Annotated in this window: 19 protein-coding genes; 14 read left to right on the top strand and 5 right to left on the bottom strand. The window is 49.0% G+C overall.

Annotated features, from left to right (window positions below; genetic code table 11):
* Positions 1-99: 99 nt before the first annotated feature.
* Positions 100-1488, top strand: coding sequence for an MFS transporter (locus ACJJJA_RS15015; protein ID WP_444905174.1), 1389 nt, complete (start codon positions 100-102; stop codon positions 1486-1488).
* Positions 1489-1785: 297 nt separating this feature from the next.
* Here the strand turns inward: ACJJJA_RS15015 and ACJJJA_RS15010 are convergent, their stop codons facing one another.
* The 3 genes from ACJJJA_RS15010 to ACJJJA_RS15000 form a co-directional block, all read right to left on the bottom strand.
* Complete coding sequence (locus tag ACJJJA_RS15010; protein ID WP_444905252.1) at positions 1786-2085, bottom strand: GNAT family N-acetyltransferase; 300 nt, start codon at positions 2083-2085, stop codon at positions 1786-1788.
* Between the two features lie 729 nt (positions 2086-2814).
* Positions 2815-2970, bottom strand: a complete 156-nt coding sequence (locus ACJJJA_RS15005) for a hypothetical protein (protein ID WP_444905173.1) — start codon at positions 2968-2970, stop codon at positions 2815-2817.
* Between the two features lie 465 nt (positions 2971-3435).
* Positions 3436-4263, bottom strand: coding sequence for an AraC family transcriptional regulator (locus tag ACJJJA_RS15000; protein ID WP_444905172.1), 828 nt, complete (start codon positions 4261-4263; stop codon positions 3436-3438).
* Positions 4264-4384: 121 nt separating this feature from the next.
* On the opposite strand from ACJJJA_RS15000, the gene ACJJJA_RS14995 reads away from it, so the two are divergent.
* From ACJJJA_RS14995 to ACJJJA_RS14985, 3 genes are all read left to right on the top strand, one after another.
* Positions 4385-4813 (top strand): organic hydroperoxide resistance protein, encoded by a 429-nt coding sequence (locus ACJJJA_RS14995; RefSeq protein ID WP_444886568.1) that lies wholly within the window; start codon positions 4385-4387, stop codon positions 4811-4813.
* Positions 4814-4865: 52 nt separating this feature from the next.
* Positions 4866-5828 carry an alpha/beta fold hydrolase gene (locus ACJJJA_RS14990; protein WP_444905171.1) on the top strand — a complete coding sequence of 321 codons (963 nt, stop codon included), beginning with the start codon at positions 4866-4868 and terminating at the stop codon, positions 5826-5828.
* Between the two features lie 379 nt (positions 5829-6207).
* Positions 6208-6387, top strand: a complete 180-nt coding sequence (locus ACJJJA_RS14985; protein WP_444905170.1) for a hypothetical protein — start codon at positions 6208-6210, stop codon at positions 6385-6387.
* 192 nt (positions 6388-6579) lie between these two features.
* Here ACJJJA_RS14985 and ACJJJA_RS14980 read toward each other — a convergent pair whose 3' ends face one another.
* Positions 6580-7203: a hypothetical protein gene (locus tag ACJJJA_RS14980; RefSeq protein WP_444905169.1), complete on the bottom strand. Its 624-nt coding sequence runs from the start codon at positions 7201-7203 to the stop codon at positions 6580-6582.
* A gap of 247 nt (positions 7204-7450) precedes the next feature.
* Positions 7451-8359 carry a LysR family transcriptional regulator gene (locus ACJJJA_RS14975; protein ID WP_444905168.1) on the bottom strand — a complete coding sequence of 303 codons (909 nt, stop codon included), beginning with the start codon at positions 8357-8359 and terminating at the stop codon, positions 7451-7453.
* A 147-nt stretch (positions 8360-8506) separates the two neighbouring features.
* On the opposite strand from ACJJJA_RS14975, the gene ACJJJA_RS14970 reads away from it, so the two are divergent.
* From ACJJJA_RS14970 to ACJJJA_RS14925, 10 genes are all read left to right on the top strand, one after another.
* Complete coding sequence (locus ACJJJA_RS14970) at positions 8507-9520, top strand: NADP-dependent oxidoreductase (RefSeq protein ID WP_444889962.1); 1014 nt, start codon at positions 8507-8509, stop codon at positions 9518-9520.
* Positions 9521-9983: 463 nt separating this feature from the next.
* A complete protein-coding gene (locus tag ACJJJA_RS14965; RefSeq protein ID WP_252082145.1) occupies positions 9984-10493 on the top strand; it encodes a hypothetical protein in 510 nt (169 codons plus the stop codon).
* Positions 10494-10495: 2 nt separating this feature from the next.
* On the top strand, positions 10496-12706 hold the full coding sequence (locus tag ACJJJA_RS14960; RefSeq protein WP_444905167.1) for a tetratricopeptide repeat protein: 2211 nt from the start codon (positions 10496-10498) through the stop codon (positions 12704-12706).
* Positions 12703-15873 carry a tetratricopeptide repeat protein gene (locus tag ACJJJA_RS14955; protein WP_444905166.1) on the top strand — a complete coding sequence of 1057 codons (3171 nt, stop codon included), beginning with the start codon at positions 12703-12705 and terminating at the stop codon, positions 15871-15873. The genes ACJJJA_RS14960 and ACJJJA_RS14955 overlap by 4 nt, the downstream gene beginning before the upstream one ends.
* A 23-nt stretch (positions 15874-15896) precedes the next feature.
* Positions 15897-16481, top strand: coding sequence for a tetratricopeptide repeat protein (locus ACJJJA_RS14950; protein ID WP_444905165.1), 585 nt, complete (start codon positions 15897-15899; stop codon positions 16479-16481).
* Positions 16478-16801, top strand: coding sequence for a hypothetical protein (locus ACJJJA_RS14945; RefSeq protein WP_444884440.1), 324 nt, complete (start codon positions 16478-16480; stop codon positions 16799-16801). The genes ACJJJA_RS14950 and ACJJJA_RS14945 overlap by 4 nt, the downstream gene beginning before the upstream one ends.
* Before the next feature lie 69 nt (positions 16802-16870).
* The gene (locus tag ACJJJA_RS14940) at positions 16871-17638 is read left to right on the top strand and encodes a MotA/TolQ/ExbB proton channel family protein (protein WP_252082140.1); all 768 of its coding nucleotides are present in this window, start codon (positions 16871-16873) and stop codon (positions 17636-17638) included.
* A complete protein-coding gene (locus ACJJJA_RS14935; protein ID WP_444884442.1) occupies positions 17638-18228 on the top strand; it encodes an ExbD/TolR family protein in 591 nt (196 codons plus the stop codon). The genes ACJJJA_RS14940 and ACJJJA_RS14935 overlap by 1 nt, the downstream gene beginning before the upstream one ends.
* Entirely contained in the window at positions 18225-18770 is a 546-nt protein-coding gene (locus ACJJJA_RS14930) for an ExbD/TolR family protein (protein ID WP_252082138.1), read from the top strand. Before ACJJJA_RS14935 ends, ACJJJA_RS14930 begins: the two co-directional genes overlap by 4 nt.
* A gap of 9 nt (positions 18771-18779) precedes the next feature.
* Entirely contained in the window at positions 18780-20159 is a 1380-nt protein-coding gene (locus ACJJJA_RS14925) for an AgmX/PglI C-terminal domain-containing protein (protein WP_444905164.1), read from the top strand.
* The last annotated feature ends 264 nt before the right edge of the window (positions 20160-20423 follow it).

Genomic DNA, 20423 nt, shown 5'->3' with positions numbered 1-20423 from the left:
TTAAAAGATCCTATGTTGGGTTCGTAAATGTGATCAGGAGAGTGGTTTGATAATGTGTTGAGTTCCATTTGAGATCTAGTGCGCAGGAGGTTTCAATTAATGCCCGCGCTAAATTCTACTCTAGGAAAGGAACAATATTTAGGGCTCGCGGCCTTATCAGTGGCTGTGTTCCTTGTGGCAAATGACTTTACGGCTTTTGCTCCTGCATTACCTGCTATTGAAAATGAATTTAATGTAGACATTACCACTTCCCAGTGGATTATTAATGGCTATGCGCTGGTCTTTGGGGTGCTGATCATTACTGGTGGTCGGCTTGCTGATCTCTACGGTAGAAGAGGTGTATTTTTTTGCGGTACCCTGATTTTTATATTTTTCTCCATTTTAGGCGGATTGGCAGTTAATGCTAATATGCTGTTGATTTCCCGAGCTTTGATGGCAGTTGGGGCAGCGTTGATGTGGCCATCAGTTCTGGGGATGACCTATAACTTGATGCCCGATGACCGCTCTGGCCAGGCTGGCGGGCTGATTATGGTAGTTTGCGCATTTGCTAATGCCGTAGGCCCAGTACTGGGAGGAATACTGGCAGACCTTTTAAGCTGGCGGTGGATTTTTTTAATCAATATCCCTATAGCATCAATCGCACTATTTGTCTGCTGGAAAGTAGTTCCGTTTACACCACCAGAGCAGACAGAAGAGAAAATTGATTATCCAGGTGTAGCAACACTTTCTATTTCACTATTTGGGCTATTGTTTGCGTTGGATATTTCTGGGCAGATTGGCTTCAAGCATCCATTGGTTATTACATTGTTGACGATATTTCTAGTTTTTATATGTTTATTTTCCGTTATTGAATGTCGCATAGGGCGTACTGCATTGGTTCCGGGTGATGTTATCGGCAATAAAAAATTTCTTTCAGCAAGTGTTGTTACCCTGTTAGTCGCTGTTTTATATTTTTCAGCCTTACTTTATATTCCGCAGTTTTTGACAAAAACACAGGGGTATAGCGCGATGCAATCTGGTATGTCATTGATTCCATTGATGGTTGTTTCGGGAATCTTTGCTTATATATCAGGGCGTTTTTATGAGCTGATTGGGCCAAGGTGGTTGGCTGGGGTAGGCACACTCTGTATGTGCGTAGGGATGTTTATGTTGTCTCATCTAAGCGACCATACCGGGTTCATTAGCCTTTTGCCGGGTATGATGATGCTGGGTATAGGCATTGGCCTCTTTAACCCTGCAATTACCACTGCTGCAATCACTGCTGTATCACCAAGTCGAGCCAGTTTGGCCGGAGCCGTATTATATATGTTTAAAATTGCTGGAGGTGCCATTGGTCTTGGGATGAATGCGACTATTGTGGCTTTTTCACCAGATATCTCTTCAGGTATTGACCGAGCGTTTACGGTTAATGCTTATCTTGCACTTGCAGGGTTGATAGGGTGCCTGTTTTTTGTGGCTGCTAGCGAGCAGAAGGAAGTATCTACTTAACTGAATTTTATCTTTTCTTCGACTTATAGGTTTAGAGTCGTAGCGAGGCAATATTTCAAATATTTTAATCTTGCTTTTGAATAATAAAAATACTTAAAAAATGATTTTATAATTCAATGGCCATCCCAAAGAAGAGCTATCTCTAGGGGTTTCGGAAAGGGTTCTGCAGTAGTCAGAATGATACTTTTTATTTTGCCAGTCCTTGGCCTATAAAAAACAATAGGTTTCTAAATTATCGAGACCGTGATTGATAGAAGTTTTATGAGTTGTTTTAAGGTGCAGATTTTCAACAAGTAATCATGTTATAGGTTCTATCCTGGGAAAATAAATATGATCGGTATAAGTCTTTCTATAAATTATAGGAGCTCTTGGGGCTGTCATTTTAAGGTAGAAGCTACACTTCTCAAGTACTCGCTCTGAAGTAAAATGATTTTTGGTTACTACCTTTCTGTAGTGGGTGATACCATGCTCTAAGGTTGCCCATTCCATCAAGGCTGTCAATGATTCGGTACTATACTTTTTTCCGTGAAATTCAGGTAGCAATAAATAGCCAACTTCGGCGATACCATTCTCTACTGGAAGCCTAGTAACGCCTATTTATTCGCCTGAATTTTGATCTGAAATAAACAAGCACAACCACGCATTGGCGGTGGCTTTCCAGGGGATCAGGTCCTTCTTCCTGGTTTCCAAGCTGATTGCACCTTAAATCGCTTAATAAGATCCTGAATCTTGGGGCTCATACAGCTTGCGGATTCTATTTCTTGATATACCCTGTCAGTTGCTCGTTTACCTGCGTCTAGAAGTATCTGCGCTGTTTGTTTTTCTGTTAGTTGGGGCCTTTTCTCTTTAAGGTATTGAGATGACATACGTGTGACCAGTTCATAATTTGCCAGGAATGAAGCTAGCTCTGGTTTTTTAGGTTGGTAACACTTACCAGCAGCGGCACTAGACAAGGTAAAGTGTTCATACATCTTAAGGATCTCAGACGTACTCTGGGTAGTGGAGTTCGAACTGGATAAAAGTACGATGGATAGAGTTATTATGAATTGCATAACATTTCCATATGCTCAATGGTCTGCACTTATTTTAACTTAGAAGTCTTAGTTTTTACACTGCTTGAATAATTGCTTTCACTATGAGGTGGCTTACTTGGCTGGAAAATAGATTTTTTGGTTTTACCAGAAATACCAAGTAGCCATCCATTTTATCTCTATAGTATTTTTGGCCATCTTTGAGTTCACACTTACTACTGAGAGGGTAGGGAGATGAAAAGCTTCTTTTTGGATTCCATCCTTTTGTCATGAATTCAGAACCTCTTATAAGTTTCTACATTTTATGCATGGCTTCTAGATGCTTCACTTCTTTTTTCTGATACATCTCTATGCCATGTTTCTTACTAAGTTCCGCAATCTCTTTAAAGGAGTTTGCTTGCAATTCAACATCACAAGCGCCACCTAATGTCTTGCAGCTCATAGTTTTCATATCGAGCTCCTTTTTTGAAAGACAATTGATTTTTGGGAGGGCTAATTTTAGGACAACTGTAGATTTGAAGAGGTAATGGTGGAGAGGTACAGATGGGGAGACTTGAGCGATAGATGGTATTGCTAAGCTTGCTGCAGCTCTTTGATAGGGCTTTTGTGTGTACTTATGCGTATTAACGGGCCTTACAAAGGGCCATGTGGCCACAGTTATTAGACTCAAAAATCTTATGCGTGCCTAACCATTACCTTAATAGTAATATCTTGCGCTTGTTTGAATGCTCGTGATAGAGACTAATTGTAGTGGTCTAATCCTTCCGAGCACTTGGCTTCTTTGCACCCGTGATAAAGGGATTTTTGAAGTTCATTAAGTTCGCTTGGTGGGATGGTGAGAATAAGCATGAATTGCTTCCTTAGGTATTAGGCATGGACTTCTTGATATTATGATGAAGTCTAGTTAATAGAGTCTTCACGAGGCTTGTTGCTTAAGCCATTGTCGAGGGGAGCATCCCACGCAAGCTTTAAAGGCGCGTGACAAGGCGGCTTCGCTTCCATAGCCAACTTCCTCTACCACCAGTTTGAATGGCAAGCCCTGTTTCAAAGCGCGCTGTACTAACGATATCCGCCAACGCTGCAAGTATGCAGCTGGAGTGGTGCCAACTTGATCACGAAAAGATCTGGCAAATACACTCCGCGACATGCCAGCTTGTTGGGCCAGCTCTTCTAAGGACCAGTCATGTGCGGGCTGTTCATGTATGGCAATCAGCGCTAAGCGCAAGCGTGGGTGTGCCATACCAGCCAGCATACCAACCTGTGTCAACCCTTCCTCCATCAAGTGCCGAAGTACCCGAATTACTATGACTTCGAATAGGCGATCCAGTATTGCCTGGCGACCACAGTTTTGGGCAAAAGCTTCTTCAAAAATCAGGTCCAGTACACTTTTTGAATCGGATATAGCTGACAATGGAAGGGAGATAAAGTCGGGCAGGGCTGCCGCTATAGGATTGCCAGGGCCGCCATCAAAGCTGAGGTTGGCACAGGCAAAATCTGCCCCACTCCTGGAGTCTGTAATAAAGCGATGTGCCAACGGTCGCGGGTAGAACAGCAGACTGGGCTCTGAAATCTGCAACTTCGGACCACTGCTGTGGTTGACTTCGACAGTGCCCTGGCGAATCAAGTGGAGCTGTCCCATATCACCGTCGCCATTTAGCCCATTAATACCGCATAAAGTGCCTGTGTGGAATACGCGTGCTGTGATTGAGAACTTATCCAGCAGGGCAGCCAGCCGATCCCCCATTCCGATACTCCTGGTTAAATTATAAAGACTTATTGTTACATATCGTCCCATTTCTGGGGGTAAATTTAAACCCGTTGACAGATATGAGCCCCGGCTCTTCACAAAACCAAGGAGTATTAGCATGCAGTTAGAAAAAGTCCTCTACACAGCCGAGGCTACCGCTACAGGTGGTCGGGAGGGGCGAGCACTATCAACTGATGGTGCCCTCGACGTCCAACTTTCAACACCACGAGAACTTGGTGGTGCAGGTGGTAACGGCACCAATCCTGAACAGCTATTTGCGGCAGGCTATTCCGCCTGTTTTCTGGGTGCATTGAAGCATGTCGCAGCTCAAGAAAAAATCACTCTGCCAGATAGTTCACGGGTTACCAGCAAGGTCGGCATAGGCCCGATACCCACAGGTTTTGGCATTCAGGTGGCGCTGTGTATCAGCTTGCCCGGACTGACGGAGACTGTGGTGCAGCTGCTAATTAACAGGGCCCATATCGTATGTCCCTATTCAAATGCAACCCGTGGAAACATTGATGTATACCTTATGCCTGCTGAATAAGTGGCCGGCATTTTCCAATACCTGATTTAAATGCTTCGAAGGAGAAGCCAGTATGAATCCCTTAACTCGTAAGATAGGTGCTCTTGGAATAGCTCTCCTTACTACATTCAGTGCAATACAATCTTCAGCTGACTCAAAATCTAGTAAAGCTGCCGAGTCTGCTAATAGTTATTCTAAGACAGCCAGCACCATCACCACCCGTGATGGAGTGCAGCTTTACTACAAGGATTGGGGGCCAAAGGACGGGCCGGTTGTAACCTTCAGCCATGGTTGGCCACTAAGCTCGGACAGCTGGGAGTCGCAGATGATATTCCTGGCATCCAAAGGTTATCGCGTTGTGGCGCATGACAGGCGAGGGCACGGCCGCTCCAGCCAGCCCTGGGACGGTAATGATATGGATCATTACGCAGATGATCTGGCAGCTCTCATCAAAGCGCTGGACCTGAAAGATGTGACCCTGGTGGGTTTTTCCACCGGTGGCGGTGAAGTCGCGCGCTATATCGGCCGACATGGTACAGGTCGCGTTAAGAAAGCCGCGCTGATCTCAGCCGTGACACCGCTTATGCTTAAGACCAACACCAACCCGGGTGGTTTGCCGCTGGAAGTATTTGATGGTATCCGTAAAGGGTCCCTGGAAAACCGCTCTCAACTTTACCTGGATATCGCATCTGGACCATTCTTCGGATTCAACCGTCCAGATGCAGAGCCCTCACAAGGTTTGATTCAGTCATTCTGGGCGCAGGGAATGCGAGGTGGACACAAGAATACCTACGATTCTATCGCTGCCTTTTCGGCTACAGATTTCCGTGGGGACCTGAAGAAATTTGATGTGCCTACGTTGATAGTTCATGGGGATGACGACCAGATTGTTCCCATCGACAATTCGGCCCGTGCCGCAGCAAAAATTGTCCGCAATGCCAAGTTGGTTGTTTATCCCGGTGCGCCGCATGGCCTTGCCGACACTCATAAAGAGCAACTCAATCACGACTTGTTGAAGTTTTTACAGGACAGGTAAATAGCACCAGGAGTGCCCTGCGAAAGCAGGGCAGCCTACAAGAATACTTTTTTAGTTTTGACAATACTGATCATACCTCCGTAGTTAGAAAACGGATGTAAATTCAACGCGTGATACAACAATTGTAGGTGGTGGTTAATCGGGCCTGAATCGAAGCTTCCCCCCTGGAAGTAGGCGCCATCTTGAAACAATGATCTTGGCCCAGGCACTTCGAAACAATCAACAACCACCTGCGAAATAAAGGTATGATGTTACGTGAAGGAACCATCATTGATACCACAATCATCCCAGTATCAGGTTCAACATAAAAACAAAGCAAAAATTCGATATTTTGAAATGCATCAGGCAAAAGGATAGTCAGAGGCACTTTGGAGTGAAGGTGTATATTAACACCGATGATATGCTGGATTATGTCCACAATATTGATGCTGCAGCAGCTAATATCCATGGGGTTACTGCTACAAAAAAATTCTTTAATTGGTATCGGTTTGGCTATCGGAATTATCTGAAACTATTGGCTTTTCATATATTCTTTGAGAGTATTCTTTTACAGGCTTGAAGTTGAGTACTTTATAGTTGGCTGGGTGCTTATTTTGTTCTTTAAGCAAGCGATAAAAATCTATCTGTCTTTTAAATGCGTGATAGATAAGAAGCGGTCGCTGATTTATGCTTACATCAATGACAGCAGTTTTGGCAATTTCCTCTTTGTGAAAATGCCGGTCGATAGTGATTCCATTTAATGTTCACACCTTTAATAATATGGTTCCAGCATGTGACCTTTACTTCCCCAAAATTTACACCATCGGCCAGCAGATACTACAACATGTAAATAGAAGGGAGTTTCATCCTCCTCGGGCGATTGCTCTGGGATCTCAATTTCATGTAGTTCAGAATATCTATTTGCTGAATCAATTAGGTCGTCACCATAGCTTATAAGCTCTGAAGGCTGTTGATATTCAAATGCTTTAGCCAGCAAGTCTTCCCCAATAATCTCCTTACAATTTTTTAGAAACTGTGCCCTGAAAGAGTAAGCTTCGACGTAACCTTGAGTATTATTGCTGTAGCAAGGAATACCATCGCAGGGAGGGGATAGCTCTAGGACATAATATCCAGTTAATTGGGACAAAAATTCTTCTTCTGTAATTTCTTGAGCTGAGTCTTTGTACTTCTCTTTAGCCCATTGGGTAGCTGCTTTATCAGTGCCCACCTGGGGTGTGTTAAGAGTTTCAAAAGCAGAGATTGATATCTCATCAAATCTTCGCTCTAGTTTTTTTCTTCCCCACCAAACTTTTCCTAAAAGATGTTGATAGATTTCCCTAAACTCTTTCTCATGCCCAGGCTTTGCTTTATTGGCAGGATTCCAATCTAAACCCATAGATCCTTCCTTGCTGGCGTACAGTATTTAAGATTCTAGAATATATCAGCTCGATTGATTTTATGAAATATTCTATTTGGGCAAGAGCTGCATGTATTATACCGATAAAAAGTAGCTAGGGGAGGTAAGTTGTGGGGGGTGCTATTTGCCTGCGTTTAAGGTAATTGTCATATTTTAATACGGCTATGACACTGGATAATAATGCTATTGGTTATCTTTGTAATCGACAGCTCTTTTTTTCTTGTTCTTAAGCTTTCTGCAAATGCTCACAAATAAAATCCACACATAGTTTAATTTTTGGTATTTGATATTTACTGCGCTCGTAAAGAAGAAAGATGCCAATATCACCTCCAGGGCTGACAGAGACTTTACCTTGGGTGGGAACCTGTACTAATTCTCCAGATTCCAGGTGTTCGCAAATACTCCATGAGGGTACACAGAACATACCGCGATGATTCAGTGCTGCAGCCAGTAAAGCTTTGCCATTATTGCTGATCAGGTGGGTGGATAGCTTTAGTGGCACCCAATGATCATCATCGAAATAGTGCCAGTCAATCAGTCCTCTGGGGCCGCGGTATTGGAGGGCGTGGGCAGATTCAATAACCTGTTTGCTTAGTGGTAACTCTTTCCCTAGGGTGTTTAGGTACTCGGGTGTGGCGGTGAGTGAGAATTCGTTCTTGGATAGACGCTTAGCGATGACATGCTCATCGGGAGCGGAGCCTCCGCGAATGGCGATATCTACAGGATCTTTACCTAGCTGGGTAAGATCGTCGCTATAGTGCAGGTCAAAAACAATGTTTGGGTAACGTTGGACGAATTGTTCCAGTAGGGGGGTTAAGTGCTGTTCGCCGTAAGAAGGTAGGCAGCTGATACGGATCAACCCGCTGGGGGCTTCGAAGGTTTGGCTCACCAGCTCATCTGCCTGCTCCAGTTGGCGAATGGCTTCATTAATCATGGAGTAATAGAGCTTACCCAGTTCGGTAACTTCCACCTTGCGGGTGCTGCGCTGCAATAGCTCTACTCCCAGAGACTGCTCAAGGTCTCGCACACGCCGTGAAATAGAAGAGGCGGGAACATCGAATTCCTCAGCCACTGCAGTAAAATTACAGAGTTCTGCCACGCGCTTGAAGTAGCGTAATGCCCGGATTTTGTCCATAAAGCCCCTATTCTTGCTTGTTTACACGGCAACTTAGCATTCATTATTGTCAGAAAGGCAAAAGAGTTCCACTAAATGCTCTCTGTTTCTCAGTTGGGGCAGGGGGCACTATCGCTCTCATTCTTGAACTGATGACTAGAGAGATTAATGAAAGCACTCAAAATTACTCAGTATGGCGATATCGATAGCAGTCTGGCTTTCCAGGAGGCGAATGTACCCGAGCCAGGTGCGAGCGAGGTGTTGATCAAGATCAATGCCGCCAGCATCAACCCCATTGATCTAATGGTGATGCGCGGCGAGATGAAAGCACTAAAGAAGCTCAACTTGCCGGTGGGAATTGGCCGGGATCTGAGTGGCGAGGTGGTCGCAGTGGGTAGTGGAGTCTCACAATATCAGCCCGGAGAGGAAGTGTTCGCCAGGGTGGGGGAGGATCATGTGGGCACCCTTGCCCAGTATCTGGTGGTGGATGCTACGCATCTGGCAAAGAAACCTGAAAACCTCTCCCATGAAGAAGCTGCAAGTATCCCTTTGGTGGGGCTGACCTCCTACCAGGCCTTGATCCAGGTTGCTGGTTTGAAGAAGGGAGAGAAAGTATTGATCCATGCGGGTTCCGGTGGCATCGGCTCTATGGCGATTCAGCTTGCCAAGGCCTACGGCGCTTATGTGATTACTACAACCAGTAGTGCCAATGTGGACTGGGTGCGTAAACTCGGTGCGGACCAAGTGATCGATTATAAGAAAGAAAACTATCTGGATTTATTGTCTGATATTGATGTGGTGTATGACACCCTAGGCCAACAATACACAATGGATGCTTTTAAAGTATTGAAAAGAGGCGGCAGAGTAGTATCTATTGCTGGGGTGCTGGACCCGTTGACGGCAAGGGAGTTGGGTATCAACTGGTTTTTCCGTAAGCTAATCGGGCTTAAGTCTCGCCCGGTATTGAAACAGGCGAAAGACAAGAATGCGTTTTACCGTATGGTCATTATGCAGGCGAATGGGGATCAGCTCAGTGAGCTAAGCGCCTTATACAGGGACAAAATCATTTCTCCCGTCGTTGATAAAGTTTATCCATTCAGCCAGAGTCTGGCGGCTTTCTCTTACCTGAATACCAAGCGAGCAAAGGGTAAAGTGATCATTTCATTGAGCAGCGGCGATTAAATCGCCGGGCTATTTCAGCGGCTTCTTTACAAGTTGGCAGTCATTCCTGTATCTATTGGGTGATTGCCAATGGCTAGCCACGCTTATTTTATTGCTAGTCGCAAATGATAAATGATTATCGATTTCACAGCAGGTACTTTTAATATTTTTTATAGGTTGGCAGTTTTGCTTGTGAAAGACTTTCACAATGAATCTATAAAACAGTAGCCATTAACATTTTGGCGCGAATTTAGAATTAATGAGATCCACCTCACATAATTGCTCAGTCGCATCACTTCTCAGTGCAAAAAATTAGCAATTGCCGGTTTTCCTAGATTTGACTTTCCTCACATCTGCCTATTTCTGTATTCACTACAATGCCGCTGGCTGAAAGGTCCCTGTTTACAGGCACTTCAATGTGGCCCTCAAGGGGTTTGCATATCGCTGGTTTTCATTGATAAGGATTGGGTCAGAGGTAGGCCACATGTTCAGAATTTTACAGATAGCTCTCCTTCTTTTACTGGCTGCCGCAGTGAATGCGCAGAATGTCAGTCGTGATGATATCCGTGGTTTGGACGAGCAAATCCAGGATGTTAAGAAAGATGTAATTGATCTGACAGCAACTTTGGCACAGTTGGAAGAGAAACTGTTGTTTCCTTCCAATACTCAGGTGGCTTTGTTTGTTTCTGTCGCAGACGAAAAGCCTTTTGAACTGGAATCCGTAGAAGTCACTCTCAATGGTGAAATCGTGGCGCACCACCTCTACACCTATCGGGAAATTGAATCCTTACAAAAAGGGGGGGTGCAAAAAATCTATACCGGTAATGTGCAGGCTGGTGGACACCCATTACAAGTGCGCTTTATAGGCAAGACCCCTTCCGGTAAAGAGTATCGAGCCAATGCTTCTTATCAAATCGACAAGGCGGTAGGGCCAAAGTTTGTCGAGATCAGAATTTCCGGAACCGAGTCCGAGATTAACTTCAAGGACTGGTAACCATGCGTATACCCCTGCTTTCGGCATTTCCCGGCGTAGCTGGAGCTGGTCTGCGAGTTCTCAGCTTTACTTTATGTAGTTTGTCTCTACTCCCTAGTGTGGCTGGCGCAGACGATGATAAAGAAGAATTACGCGATCTGTTCTTTGGTGCGGCCATGTACTACGCCCACCAGGAAAACTACTTTGATGCGATTGTAGCGCTGGATAACGAGTTGGCCCAGTATCACCGTCTGGATGAGCCCGAGTTAGACCCCTTCAGTAATCATCTTGGGCAGGCTGAATTCTCTGTGGGTGACATGGAGCTTTCCTACCGTATGCACCGGGAAGCGGGGCGCGCAATTGAAGCGGTGCTGAAGGGCAATGTTTCGCAGGAGGTGCGCAATGAAGCCGCCTATCGTCTGGCTAAAATTCACTACCACAAACAGCAGCCTCTAAACGCTTTGCATGCGCTGGAAATGATTGAGGGCAAGGTGCCCTTGCGGGTGCGTGCCGAGGAGCAATTCCTGCGCGCGCGGGTTTTTATGGAGTTGGGGCGTCTCGAAGAAGCGGTAGAGCTACTGAAAGACCTGAAAGGTGAGGAATCCCTGGAGGGCTTTGTGGAGTTCAACCTGGGCATTGCCCAGTTGAAATCCGGCGAGGAAGCACGCGGGGTGTTGGAGCTGACCGCTCTGGGCAAGCGCCACAGTGGCGACCCGGCCGATCAGGCCCTGTACGACAAGACCAATTTATTACTGGGTTCCCACTTGATGGAGGCCGGCGAACTGCAGCTGGCGCGCCCTTATTTTGACCGGGTGAATCTCGAGGGGCCTTTCTCCAATCGGGCGCTGCTCGGTGCCGGTTGGGTGGAGGCCCGAGCGGGGCGTTTCGATCGCGCCCTGGTACCCTGGCGGATATTGCAAAACCGTAAGGGCACCAATGAATCGGTGCAGGAAGTGATGCTGGCTGTACCTTACGCCTATGGAAAATTGGATGTACACAGTACTGCGGCAATTCATTACGGCCGGGCCCTGGATGCCTTTGGCCGTGAGATCGACACACTGACGGCTTCCATCAACAGTATTCGTCAGGGCAAATTTCTCGAAGCGCTGCGGCGCAAAGAGGCTACCCAGGTACAAAACTGGGTGGTGGCGCTGCGCAATTTGCCGGAGGCACCGGAGACTCACTATCTCCTCGACCTCATGGCCTCCAATGACTACCAAGAATTCCTGCGTAACTACCGCGACTTGAATGATCTCTACGAGCGCAATAAAGAGTGGCTTAAGAGCCTTGCTGCCTTCGAGGATATTATTAGTGCACGCCGGGCTTACTACGAGCCCCTGTTACCACAGCTGGATGAGCAGTTCCGTACCTTGGATGCACGGATCAAGTTGCGTATGGAGCAGCGCGATCAATTTTCCAGTCGCATAGAGCAAATGCTGGTTTCTCGCCGCCCGGAGTATCTCGCCACCGCCGAAGAGCAGGAAGCGCGCCTGCAACTACTGCAGCTGCATAAGCAGATCGCACGCAATCCTAAAGGTTTTACCGAGCAAAGCCGCAGCCGTGTTGAGCGCTTGCAGGGTATTTTGGATTTGCGTCTCTCTACCGAATATCACCAGCGTCTCACCGAGGCCTATAAGCATTTGCAGGCCCTCAACGCTGAGATCGAAAAGTTACAAACGGTGTACCGTTCCTATGTGCGCAGTCGCCAGGCGGCGACTCACAGTTACACCGGTTATAACAAGGATATCCAGCGTTCGCGTGCGCAGATTCGCTCGGCCCAGCAGCGTCTGGAGATGTTGATGGCGCGCCAGGGCAGCATGCTGGAAGCACTCGCTGTTGAAGAGCTGGAGCGCCGCCGCAGCCAACTGGAGAGTTACCAGATCAAAGCGCGCTTCGCCCTAGCCGACAGTTACGACCGTGCCAATGAGCTGCAGGAGCAGCGCGAGGATCAGCGCAAGATTGAACAGCATCGCGAGGCTCAGCCTGAAACTTTGCCAGAACAAAATCCTCCCGAATTGGAAGCACCGGAAAGCGAAAATGGGCTGCAGGAGCAGAGCCTAGAAGCTCAGCCGGAAACTCTGCCTGAGAGCAATCCTGCCGAATTGAAAGTGCCAGAAAGTGAAAATGGGCCACTGGAGCAGGGCGGGCAACCCCAAGCAGACCAGCCGGAAATTTTACCTGAGAACAAATCCGCTGAACGGCAAGTTTCAGAAGCTGAGGGGGATAAGGCGTGAAACCTGTAAATCATCGCGTAAGCCTCTCTGCTAGTTTTGCGATCGAGCCAATAGCTACAGGGCGGAAGCCCAAAAATGCACTGCGCTATGGTGCATTCGCCGCGGCATTACTGTTACTTAACGCTTGTGCGGTGAACAGCGGTAAAACAATTGGCAGCCTGCAAAATGTCGATATTGAGATTAAAGAGGAATATATCGACGGCAGTCTGGAAAAGGCCCTGGCAAGTTATCAGCGCTACCTGCAGGAAACGCCCGAATCGAGTCTCACCCCTGAAGCGATGCGTCGGATTGCCGACCTGAAAATTAAGCAGGCGCACCGGGCCGAGGATGCTGCCATTGATGGTATTGCCCCTGCCACAGCAGGCAGTGGTGCTGTGATTGCCATCGAAGCACCGGAGGCAACAGCAGAAAATGCCCTGGAAGCTCCGGCTGAGGTAACCGCGCCCGTTGCCAAGGTGCAGCGCATCCCCACTGAGCATGTAGCAGGGGCGGAGTCTGATGCGGACTTTGAAGCTCGCGCTAGTGGCAGTGTGGATATCGTCGCAGACACCACTACACTGCAGGTTCCTGAAGAAGACCCGGAAGCGCTGATGTCGGCGAATGCCCGAGAGGCCATCGCGCTGTATCTCAACCTGCTGAAGAAATACCCTCTTTACGACCGCAACGACCAGGTGATGTACCAGCTCTCCCGCGCTTATGAAGAAGCCGGGCAAATTGATGCCGCAGTAAATGTATTGCGGCAGTTGGTGGCCAAATACCCGGATTCCCGTCATATCGATGAAGCCTGGTTTCGCCTGGGGGAATATTACTTTACCCGCAAAAAGTATCTGGATGCGGAAGAGGCCTATGGCCGGGTAATCACCATTGGGCAGATTTCCAGTTTTTACGAGCTGGCCCTGTATAAACGCGGTTGGTCCCTGTTTAAGCAGGATATGTACGAGATGGCCCTGGACGATTATGTGGCCATGCTCGATTACAAAGTCTCCCAGGGTTACGACTTTGACCAGCAGACCAATACGGTTGAGCGCAAGCATGTGGACGATACTTTCCGCGTGGTGAGTTTGAGCTTCTCATATATGGAGGGCCCGGATTCTATTGTCGACTATTTCTCCCGCAAGGGTGCGCGCCAGTATGAATACCTGGTGTACAGCCATCTCGGGGAGTATTACCTGAATAAACGTCGCTACCAGGATTCGGCCAAATCCTATATCGCCTTTGTGGAGCGCAATCCACTGCACAAGGTTTCTGCGGACTTTTCCATTCGTGTGATCGAGATTTACAGCAAGGGCGGTTTCCCCAAACTGGTGCTTGAAGCGAAGAAGACTTTTGTAAATACCTATGCCCTCAATGCCGACTACTGGACAGTATTCGATATTAATGAATTCGGCGAGGTGGTCGAATTTCTACAGGCTAACCTGATCGACCTGGCCGGTCATTACCATGCCGCCTACCAAAACAAAAAACTGAAGGATAAAAAAGGAGAGCACTACCTAGAGGCAATTCACTGGTATCGCCGTTACTTGCAGTCCTTCCGTGAAGCTGAGCGTGCGCCGGAAATGAACTACCAGCTCGCCGGCTTGATGCTGGAAAATCGCGATTTCCACAATGCCGCTCTGGAATATGAGCGCACCGCCTACGAATACCCTGCCCACAAGGATTCCAGTGAGGCGGGTTACGCTGCGGTTTACGCTTATCGCGAACATCTGGCCAACAATCTGAAAGAAGCCAGTGCAGATCAGCGCGCTCCATTGTTGCGTGAAATTATCCGTTCATCGTTAACCTTTGCCGATACCTTCTCACAGCACGCCAAAGCGCCGCAGGTAATGCTGGGTGCGGTGGAAGATTTGTACGGTCTTAAAGACTATACGCCGGCGATCGATAACGGGCGCCAGCTATTGGAAAAATTCCCGGCGGCAGAGCAGGAGATTCGCCGCTCCGCCTGGATGGTGGTGGCCCACGGCTCTTTTGATACCCATGCCTATGCCGATGCGGAAGTGGCCTATGGGGAAACCCTAAATCTCACCGCCACCGATGCCAAGGATCGTGCTGGCCTGGTCGACAATCTGGCGGCATCCATTTACCAGCAGGGTGATATGGCACGCAAGCAGGAGGACCACGCTACAGCTGCCGGCCACTTCCTGCGCATTCGCGCTGCGGCTCCGGGAGCCACTTTACTGGCCACCGCCGAATACGATGCTGCTGCCTCCCTGATTGTGCTCAAGGATTGGACCCAGGCCGCCACAGTGCTGAACAATTTCCGTGGGAATTTCCCAGAGCATGAACTGGCCAAAGATGTCACCAAGAAACTGGCGGTGGTCTATCAGGAAAGTGGCGAGCTCTTATTGGCAGCGGCGGAGTTTGAGCGTATTGAGCGAGAATCTGAGGACGAGGAAATACGCCGCGAGGCTCTGACGCAGGCAGCGGATCTCTACAGTACCGCTAAAGACAGCGACAGGGCGTTGGCGGTGTTGAGGCGCTACGTGAAGCTGTTCCCCAACCCCATGGAGCCCGCGCTGGAGACGCGGCAAAAAATCGCCGATATCTACAAAACTGCTGGGCAGCAAAAACGCTATATGCAGGAACTGCGTGAGATGGTGCGCATAGAGAAGCGTGGCGGTTCCCAGCGCAGTGATCGCACCCGCTACCTGGCTGGTAGCGCCGCGTTACAGCTGGCTGAGCCCAGTTATCAGGCCTTTACCCAGGTGGCGCTGGTTAAGCCAATCGAGCAGAACCTCAATTTGAAACGCAAGCGCATGAAAAAAGCGATTAGCGATTTCTCTGCCCTGATTGATTACCAGGCAGCGGATGTGACCGCCGCAGCCACTTATTACCTCGCGGAAATTTATTTGCACTTCAGTGTGTCTCTGAAAGAGTCCGAGCGCCCAACGAATTTGAGTGCGCTGGAACTGGAAGAGTACGAGCTGGCTCTGGAAGATCAAATTTATCCGTTCGAGGAAAAAGCGATTTCCGTGCATGAAAAAAATGTCGAGTTACTTGGGGTGGGTATCTACAACCCCTGGATCGATAAGAGTATCGGCCAACTTGCCGGTCTGATGCCGGCCCGTTACGCCCGTGCCGAAGAGGCTGGTGACTATCTGCAGAGTATTGTCCCTCTGCCACCGGAGCCGGAGGTCTTGGAATCAGCGGAAGTAGTTTCCGGCCAGTAATAGCGAGAATGGAGAAGAGGGCTATGCAAATTAAAATGCGAGTGGTTTTCCTGTGGGTGGTTACGCTGTTTTTGGCTGCCTGTGCGGGAGTTCAGACCAAGTCGGGCAAGGTTTCTGATTATTCCTCTGTGCGGGTGTCCGGCAGTGTGAGCCGGGACTTTGAACGATCCCTGGAATTCCTTGCGGATAAGGAGTTTGCGCGCGCGATTGAATTGTTGGAGACGGTAGTTGAGCGGGAGCAGCGTTTGCCCGCGCCTTATATTAATCTCGGCATTGCCCGAATTCAGGTGGCAGAAGAAAAAAAAGCGGAAGAGGCTTTTCTTAAAGCACTGGAAATAGATGCCGAGCACCCGGTGGCCACTAATGAACTGGCAGTACTTTACCGCAAGCAGGGCCGTTTTGCCGATGCGCGCAAAATTTATGTGAATGCCTTGGCAGAAAACCCCGAATACCTGCCATTGATAAAAAATCTCGGCATATTGTGTGATCTCTATCTGCAAGATCTCCAGTGCGCTCTGGCACAATTCCAGCAATATGTACAGCTGGAACCCGAGGACCAGGATGTGTCTATCTGGCTGGCGGATCTCAAACGGAGGGCGGGCAAGTGATAGCGCAGTGTAAATGGATTTTGCCGTTTATGATGGGGTTTGCCATTTTTCCTTTTGCCGGTGCGCAGACCCAAGAGGGTGATAAAACCCAAGCCACAGATAAGAAAGTGGATACCAAAGTTAAAGAGTTATCGGGTATTTCCATTATTGGTAATAAGGAAGCGCCCAAGTCTCTGTATATCGTTCCCTGGAAAAGTTCCGAGGTGGGTGTCGAAAGTGATCTTGTCTCCAGTTTGATGGACGACAAGCTCAAGCCGCTCGACAAGGAAGTTTTCATGCGTGAGCTGGAGTTCTACCAGCTCAGCCTGTCCGGCGATTAACGCCGTCCTTTCTCTGGCTAAAGCTAGAGCAGCAACCAATTACTGCAGTATTTCTCAAGAGGGTTTGTAATGGACTTTTTCAACAGCGTCATCGAGTTTTTCCAGACGGGCGGTACTTTTATGTACCCCATTCTTGTGGTGGCCGCCCTGGGTGGCGCAGTAGCAATTGAGCGATTTATTCGCCTGCATTACGAGCGTCGCACCAACCGCACTATGTGGGATAAATTGCAGCCAATCCTCTCCAGTGGTGATTTCGATCGTGCGCGCAATCTGGTTAAGCAGGATAACTCCAGTGTGGCAAAGCTACTTTCCATGGGGCTGGCCCGTCAGGGTGCAGTGCGCCGCCGCGAAGATATCGAAATCGCGATGGAAGAGAGCATGATGGAAATCACTCCACAGCTGGAAAAGCGCACGCCCTACGTAGCACTGTTTTCTAATATCGCCACGCTGCTGGGTCTGCTCGGTACTATTATGGGCCTGATTGAAGCCTTTACCGCAGTGGCCAATGCCAACCCGGCAGAAAAAGCCGACCTGCTTTCCGCCAGTATCTCGGTAGCGATGAACACAACGGCTTTCGGTCTAATGACCGGTATCCCCCTGTTGATTGTGCATGCACTGCTCAATTCCCTCACTGGAGAAATTATTGATAGCCTGGAAATGGTTTCCGTAAAAGCCTCCAATCTGATTGACAGTTCAACCCGCCGTCGCTTCGAAGTCGATGCGCCTGCTTCAAAAAATAAAGGTGAAAACAAGTCGGCTAGCAAGTCTGAGAAGCACACCAAATCACAACCAGTGGCCGAGGCCAAAACCGAAGAACAGCAAACGGAAACTGCGTAATGAGAAGGCGGCGCCACGGGAGAGATAAAGAGGCCCCGGAGCTGGACATCACCGCCTTCCTAAACCTGATGGTGGTGCTGGTGCCGTTTCTGTTGGTATCGGCGGTGTTCTCACGGGTAACAATTTTAGAGCTAAATATGCCGAGCGGAGCCGGTGGTGGAGCGCCGGATGATCCCACGGTCACGGTAGAAGTCGTCGTTCGCACAGAGGCGCTGGAGATTAGTGATGGTGAGAAAGTCATTGCGCGTTTTCCAAACCTGACACAATCCGAAGAGGGTGAGTCTGCGCCGCTGGAGGCGGCTACAGAGGAAGGTGCCGGGGGGGGTGAACAGCTTGCTCTATTGCCAACTGCGGAGGTCTACGATCTGAAAAAACTCACCGAGTTTTTACTGCAGGTTAAGGCCAGCTATCCAGAAAAAACCGACTCCATTTTGTTGATGGAAGCGGATATTGCCTATGAGCACTTGGTGGGTGTAATGGATACCGTGCGCGGAGCCGAGGTGCGTGTGGAAGGCAGCGATCCCAGTGATCCAAGTGCTGTAGAGAAAGTGGTGCTGTTTCCCGATATTTCCATAGGAGATGCGCCGTGAGACATGAAAGCCGACGTATGAAGCGTATGGCGCGCAGCCATAAGCGTAAAAAAACCTCGGGTATGAACCTTACCTCGCTAATGGACGTGTTCACCATTTTGGTTTTTTTCCTCTTGACCAACACTTCCAGTAATGAAGCGTTGGAGCCACCCAAGGTGATCACACTGCCGGATTCGGTGGTGGAGACCAAACCAAGGGAAACCGTAACCCTGATGGTGACCAATGAGGAAATTCTGGTGGAATCCAATTCAGTGGTGGCTACCAGCGAGGTACTTGAGAGTGAAGAAATCATTATCGAGGCCATTAAGCAGGCGATGATCGCCGAGATGGGTAAGGCTATCGGTGTGGCCCAGGCCTCTGCTGAGGCGGAGGCCGAAGAAGCCGGCACCGAGGGAGAAGTTCAGCCGGAGCCACCGGAAGTCAATATTCTCGCGGACAGGGGCATTCCGTTCAGTTTGCTTAAGAAGGTGATGTCCAGTTGTACGGAAGCTGGTTACACCAAGGTATCGCTGGCGGTTATTCAGAAAGCATCTCAGGGTTAATGGAAGTTTGTGAGTAATTTTCTACAACAACAGCAGGCACTTAGCGAATCGCTCAATGCGGTTCGCCAGCGCATGCTCCTGCTCGAGGATGAGCGGCAGCAGATAGAGGCACAGCTGGCCGAGTTGCAGGCCAATGGCACCAAGTTCCAGCTGCTTGATGAAATTTCCGAGCGCTTGCGCAAGCTCGAAGAGGCCGGCGCCGGTGAAATGTTCTGGGCCGAGGATTACAGGGTCGATGCCTCCGAGCGGGTGATTGCTCGAATCGGTGAGTCCACCCGCGATTTCAACGAACAGCTGGAGCAGCTGCATCAATCCCGCCGGGAAGTGCTCGATAATATTGAATACTGCAGCGAGGAAATCTTTGCTCTGGACGAGCAGGCAGATGAGCTGCGCCGTGAAGAGGAAGAGTCCAAGTACGAGTTCGAAATTACCCGTGAGTTCGAGCAACCGGATTTTCGCCCAATGGTTATGCCCTGGCATACGCAGGGTGAAGATGAAAAGCGTTTCCGTCTCTGTGTATTCGCCTCTCTGTTTATTGCCACTTTATTAGGTTATCTGGTGCCACTCTATACGTTGCCGGAACCGGAAAGCGAAGTGGTTGAGATTCCAGAGCGTTTGGCCAAGCTGGTAATCGAGAAGAAAACCAAGCCCAAGCCACCGCCGGAGCCGGAGAAAACCAAGCCCAAGAAAGAGGAGAAGAAGCCCGAGCCCAAGCCTGAGCAGAAGGTGGCCAAGCAAGAGCCCAAGCCAACCAAAACTGAGAAGAAGCAGGCGCGCAAGAAAGCTGAGCGCACAGGTGTTCTGGCCTTTAAGGATAATTTCCAGGATCTGATCCAGGATGATCTGGATAACCGTCTCGGCCAGCAGACCCAGCTGAGCACGGCGGGTAAGAAAGAGAATCGCAGCCAGCGCTCTCTGATTACGTCTGCCGCAGCCAAGGGCAGTGGTGGCATCAGTGCTTCAGATGTGAGTCGCAATGTGGGCGGAACGGGTTCTTCCCTGGGTGGCGTCGAGTTTGCACGTGTTGAAAGTGCTATTGGCAATGAGGGTGACTTTGCCGGTGAGGATCGACCGCTCAGCGATGGTGTTGGCCCGTCACGTACCGACGAGGAAATCCAGATTGTCTTCGATCGCTATAAGAATGCGCTCTATCGCATCTACAACCGCGAGCTGCGCAACAACCCGGCTCTACAGGGCAAGATGGTCCTGAAGATCACTATCGAACCGGATGGCTCTGTGTCCCTGGCACAAGTGGAGTCCAGCGATATGGATTCGCCGGCACTTAATGCCAAAATTGTTGCAAGGGTCAAACGGTTTAACTTCGGTGAAAAGGCTGGTGTTCCAACAATCACCATTCTCTACCCGATTGACTTCCTACCGCAGAGTTAATCAAATGGGCCTCCTTCTCGCTTGTGCGGGGAGGGGCCCCTTTTTTTCGGGCAGTTTTTGCCTGCTTTCACAGCTTTTTCCCTCCCGGGTTTGCCTGAGAACCACTTGGCAATCTTCAAAAAAGTCCTCCTGCCGGGCGGTATTTATGACCTGCTTCACGGCCACTTTTCCCCTCTGCAATTAAAGTTCGCGCACCGGGCAGACCCTGTGCGGCGGCAGTGCCTGAGGGTGCTGTCAAGGATTTTGTAAACAGAAAAGCGGCGG

This window comes from Microbulbifer mixtoriginis (SeqCode) (assembly GCF_052466865.1).
Note: the sequence above shows the minus strand (reverse complement) of the source record. Positions and strands in the feature narration are given on the sequence as shown.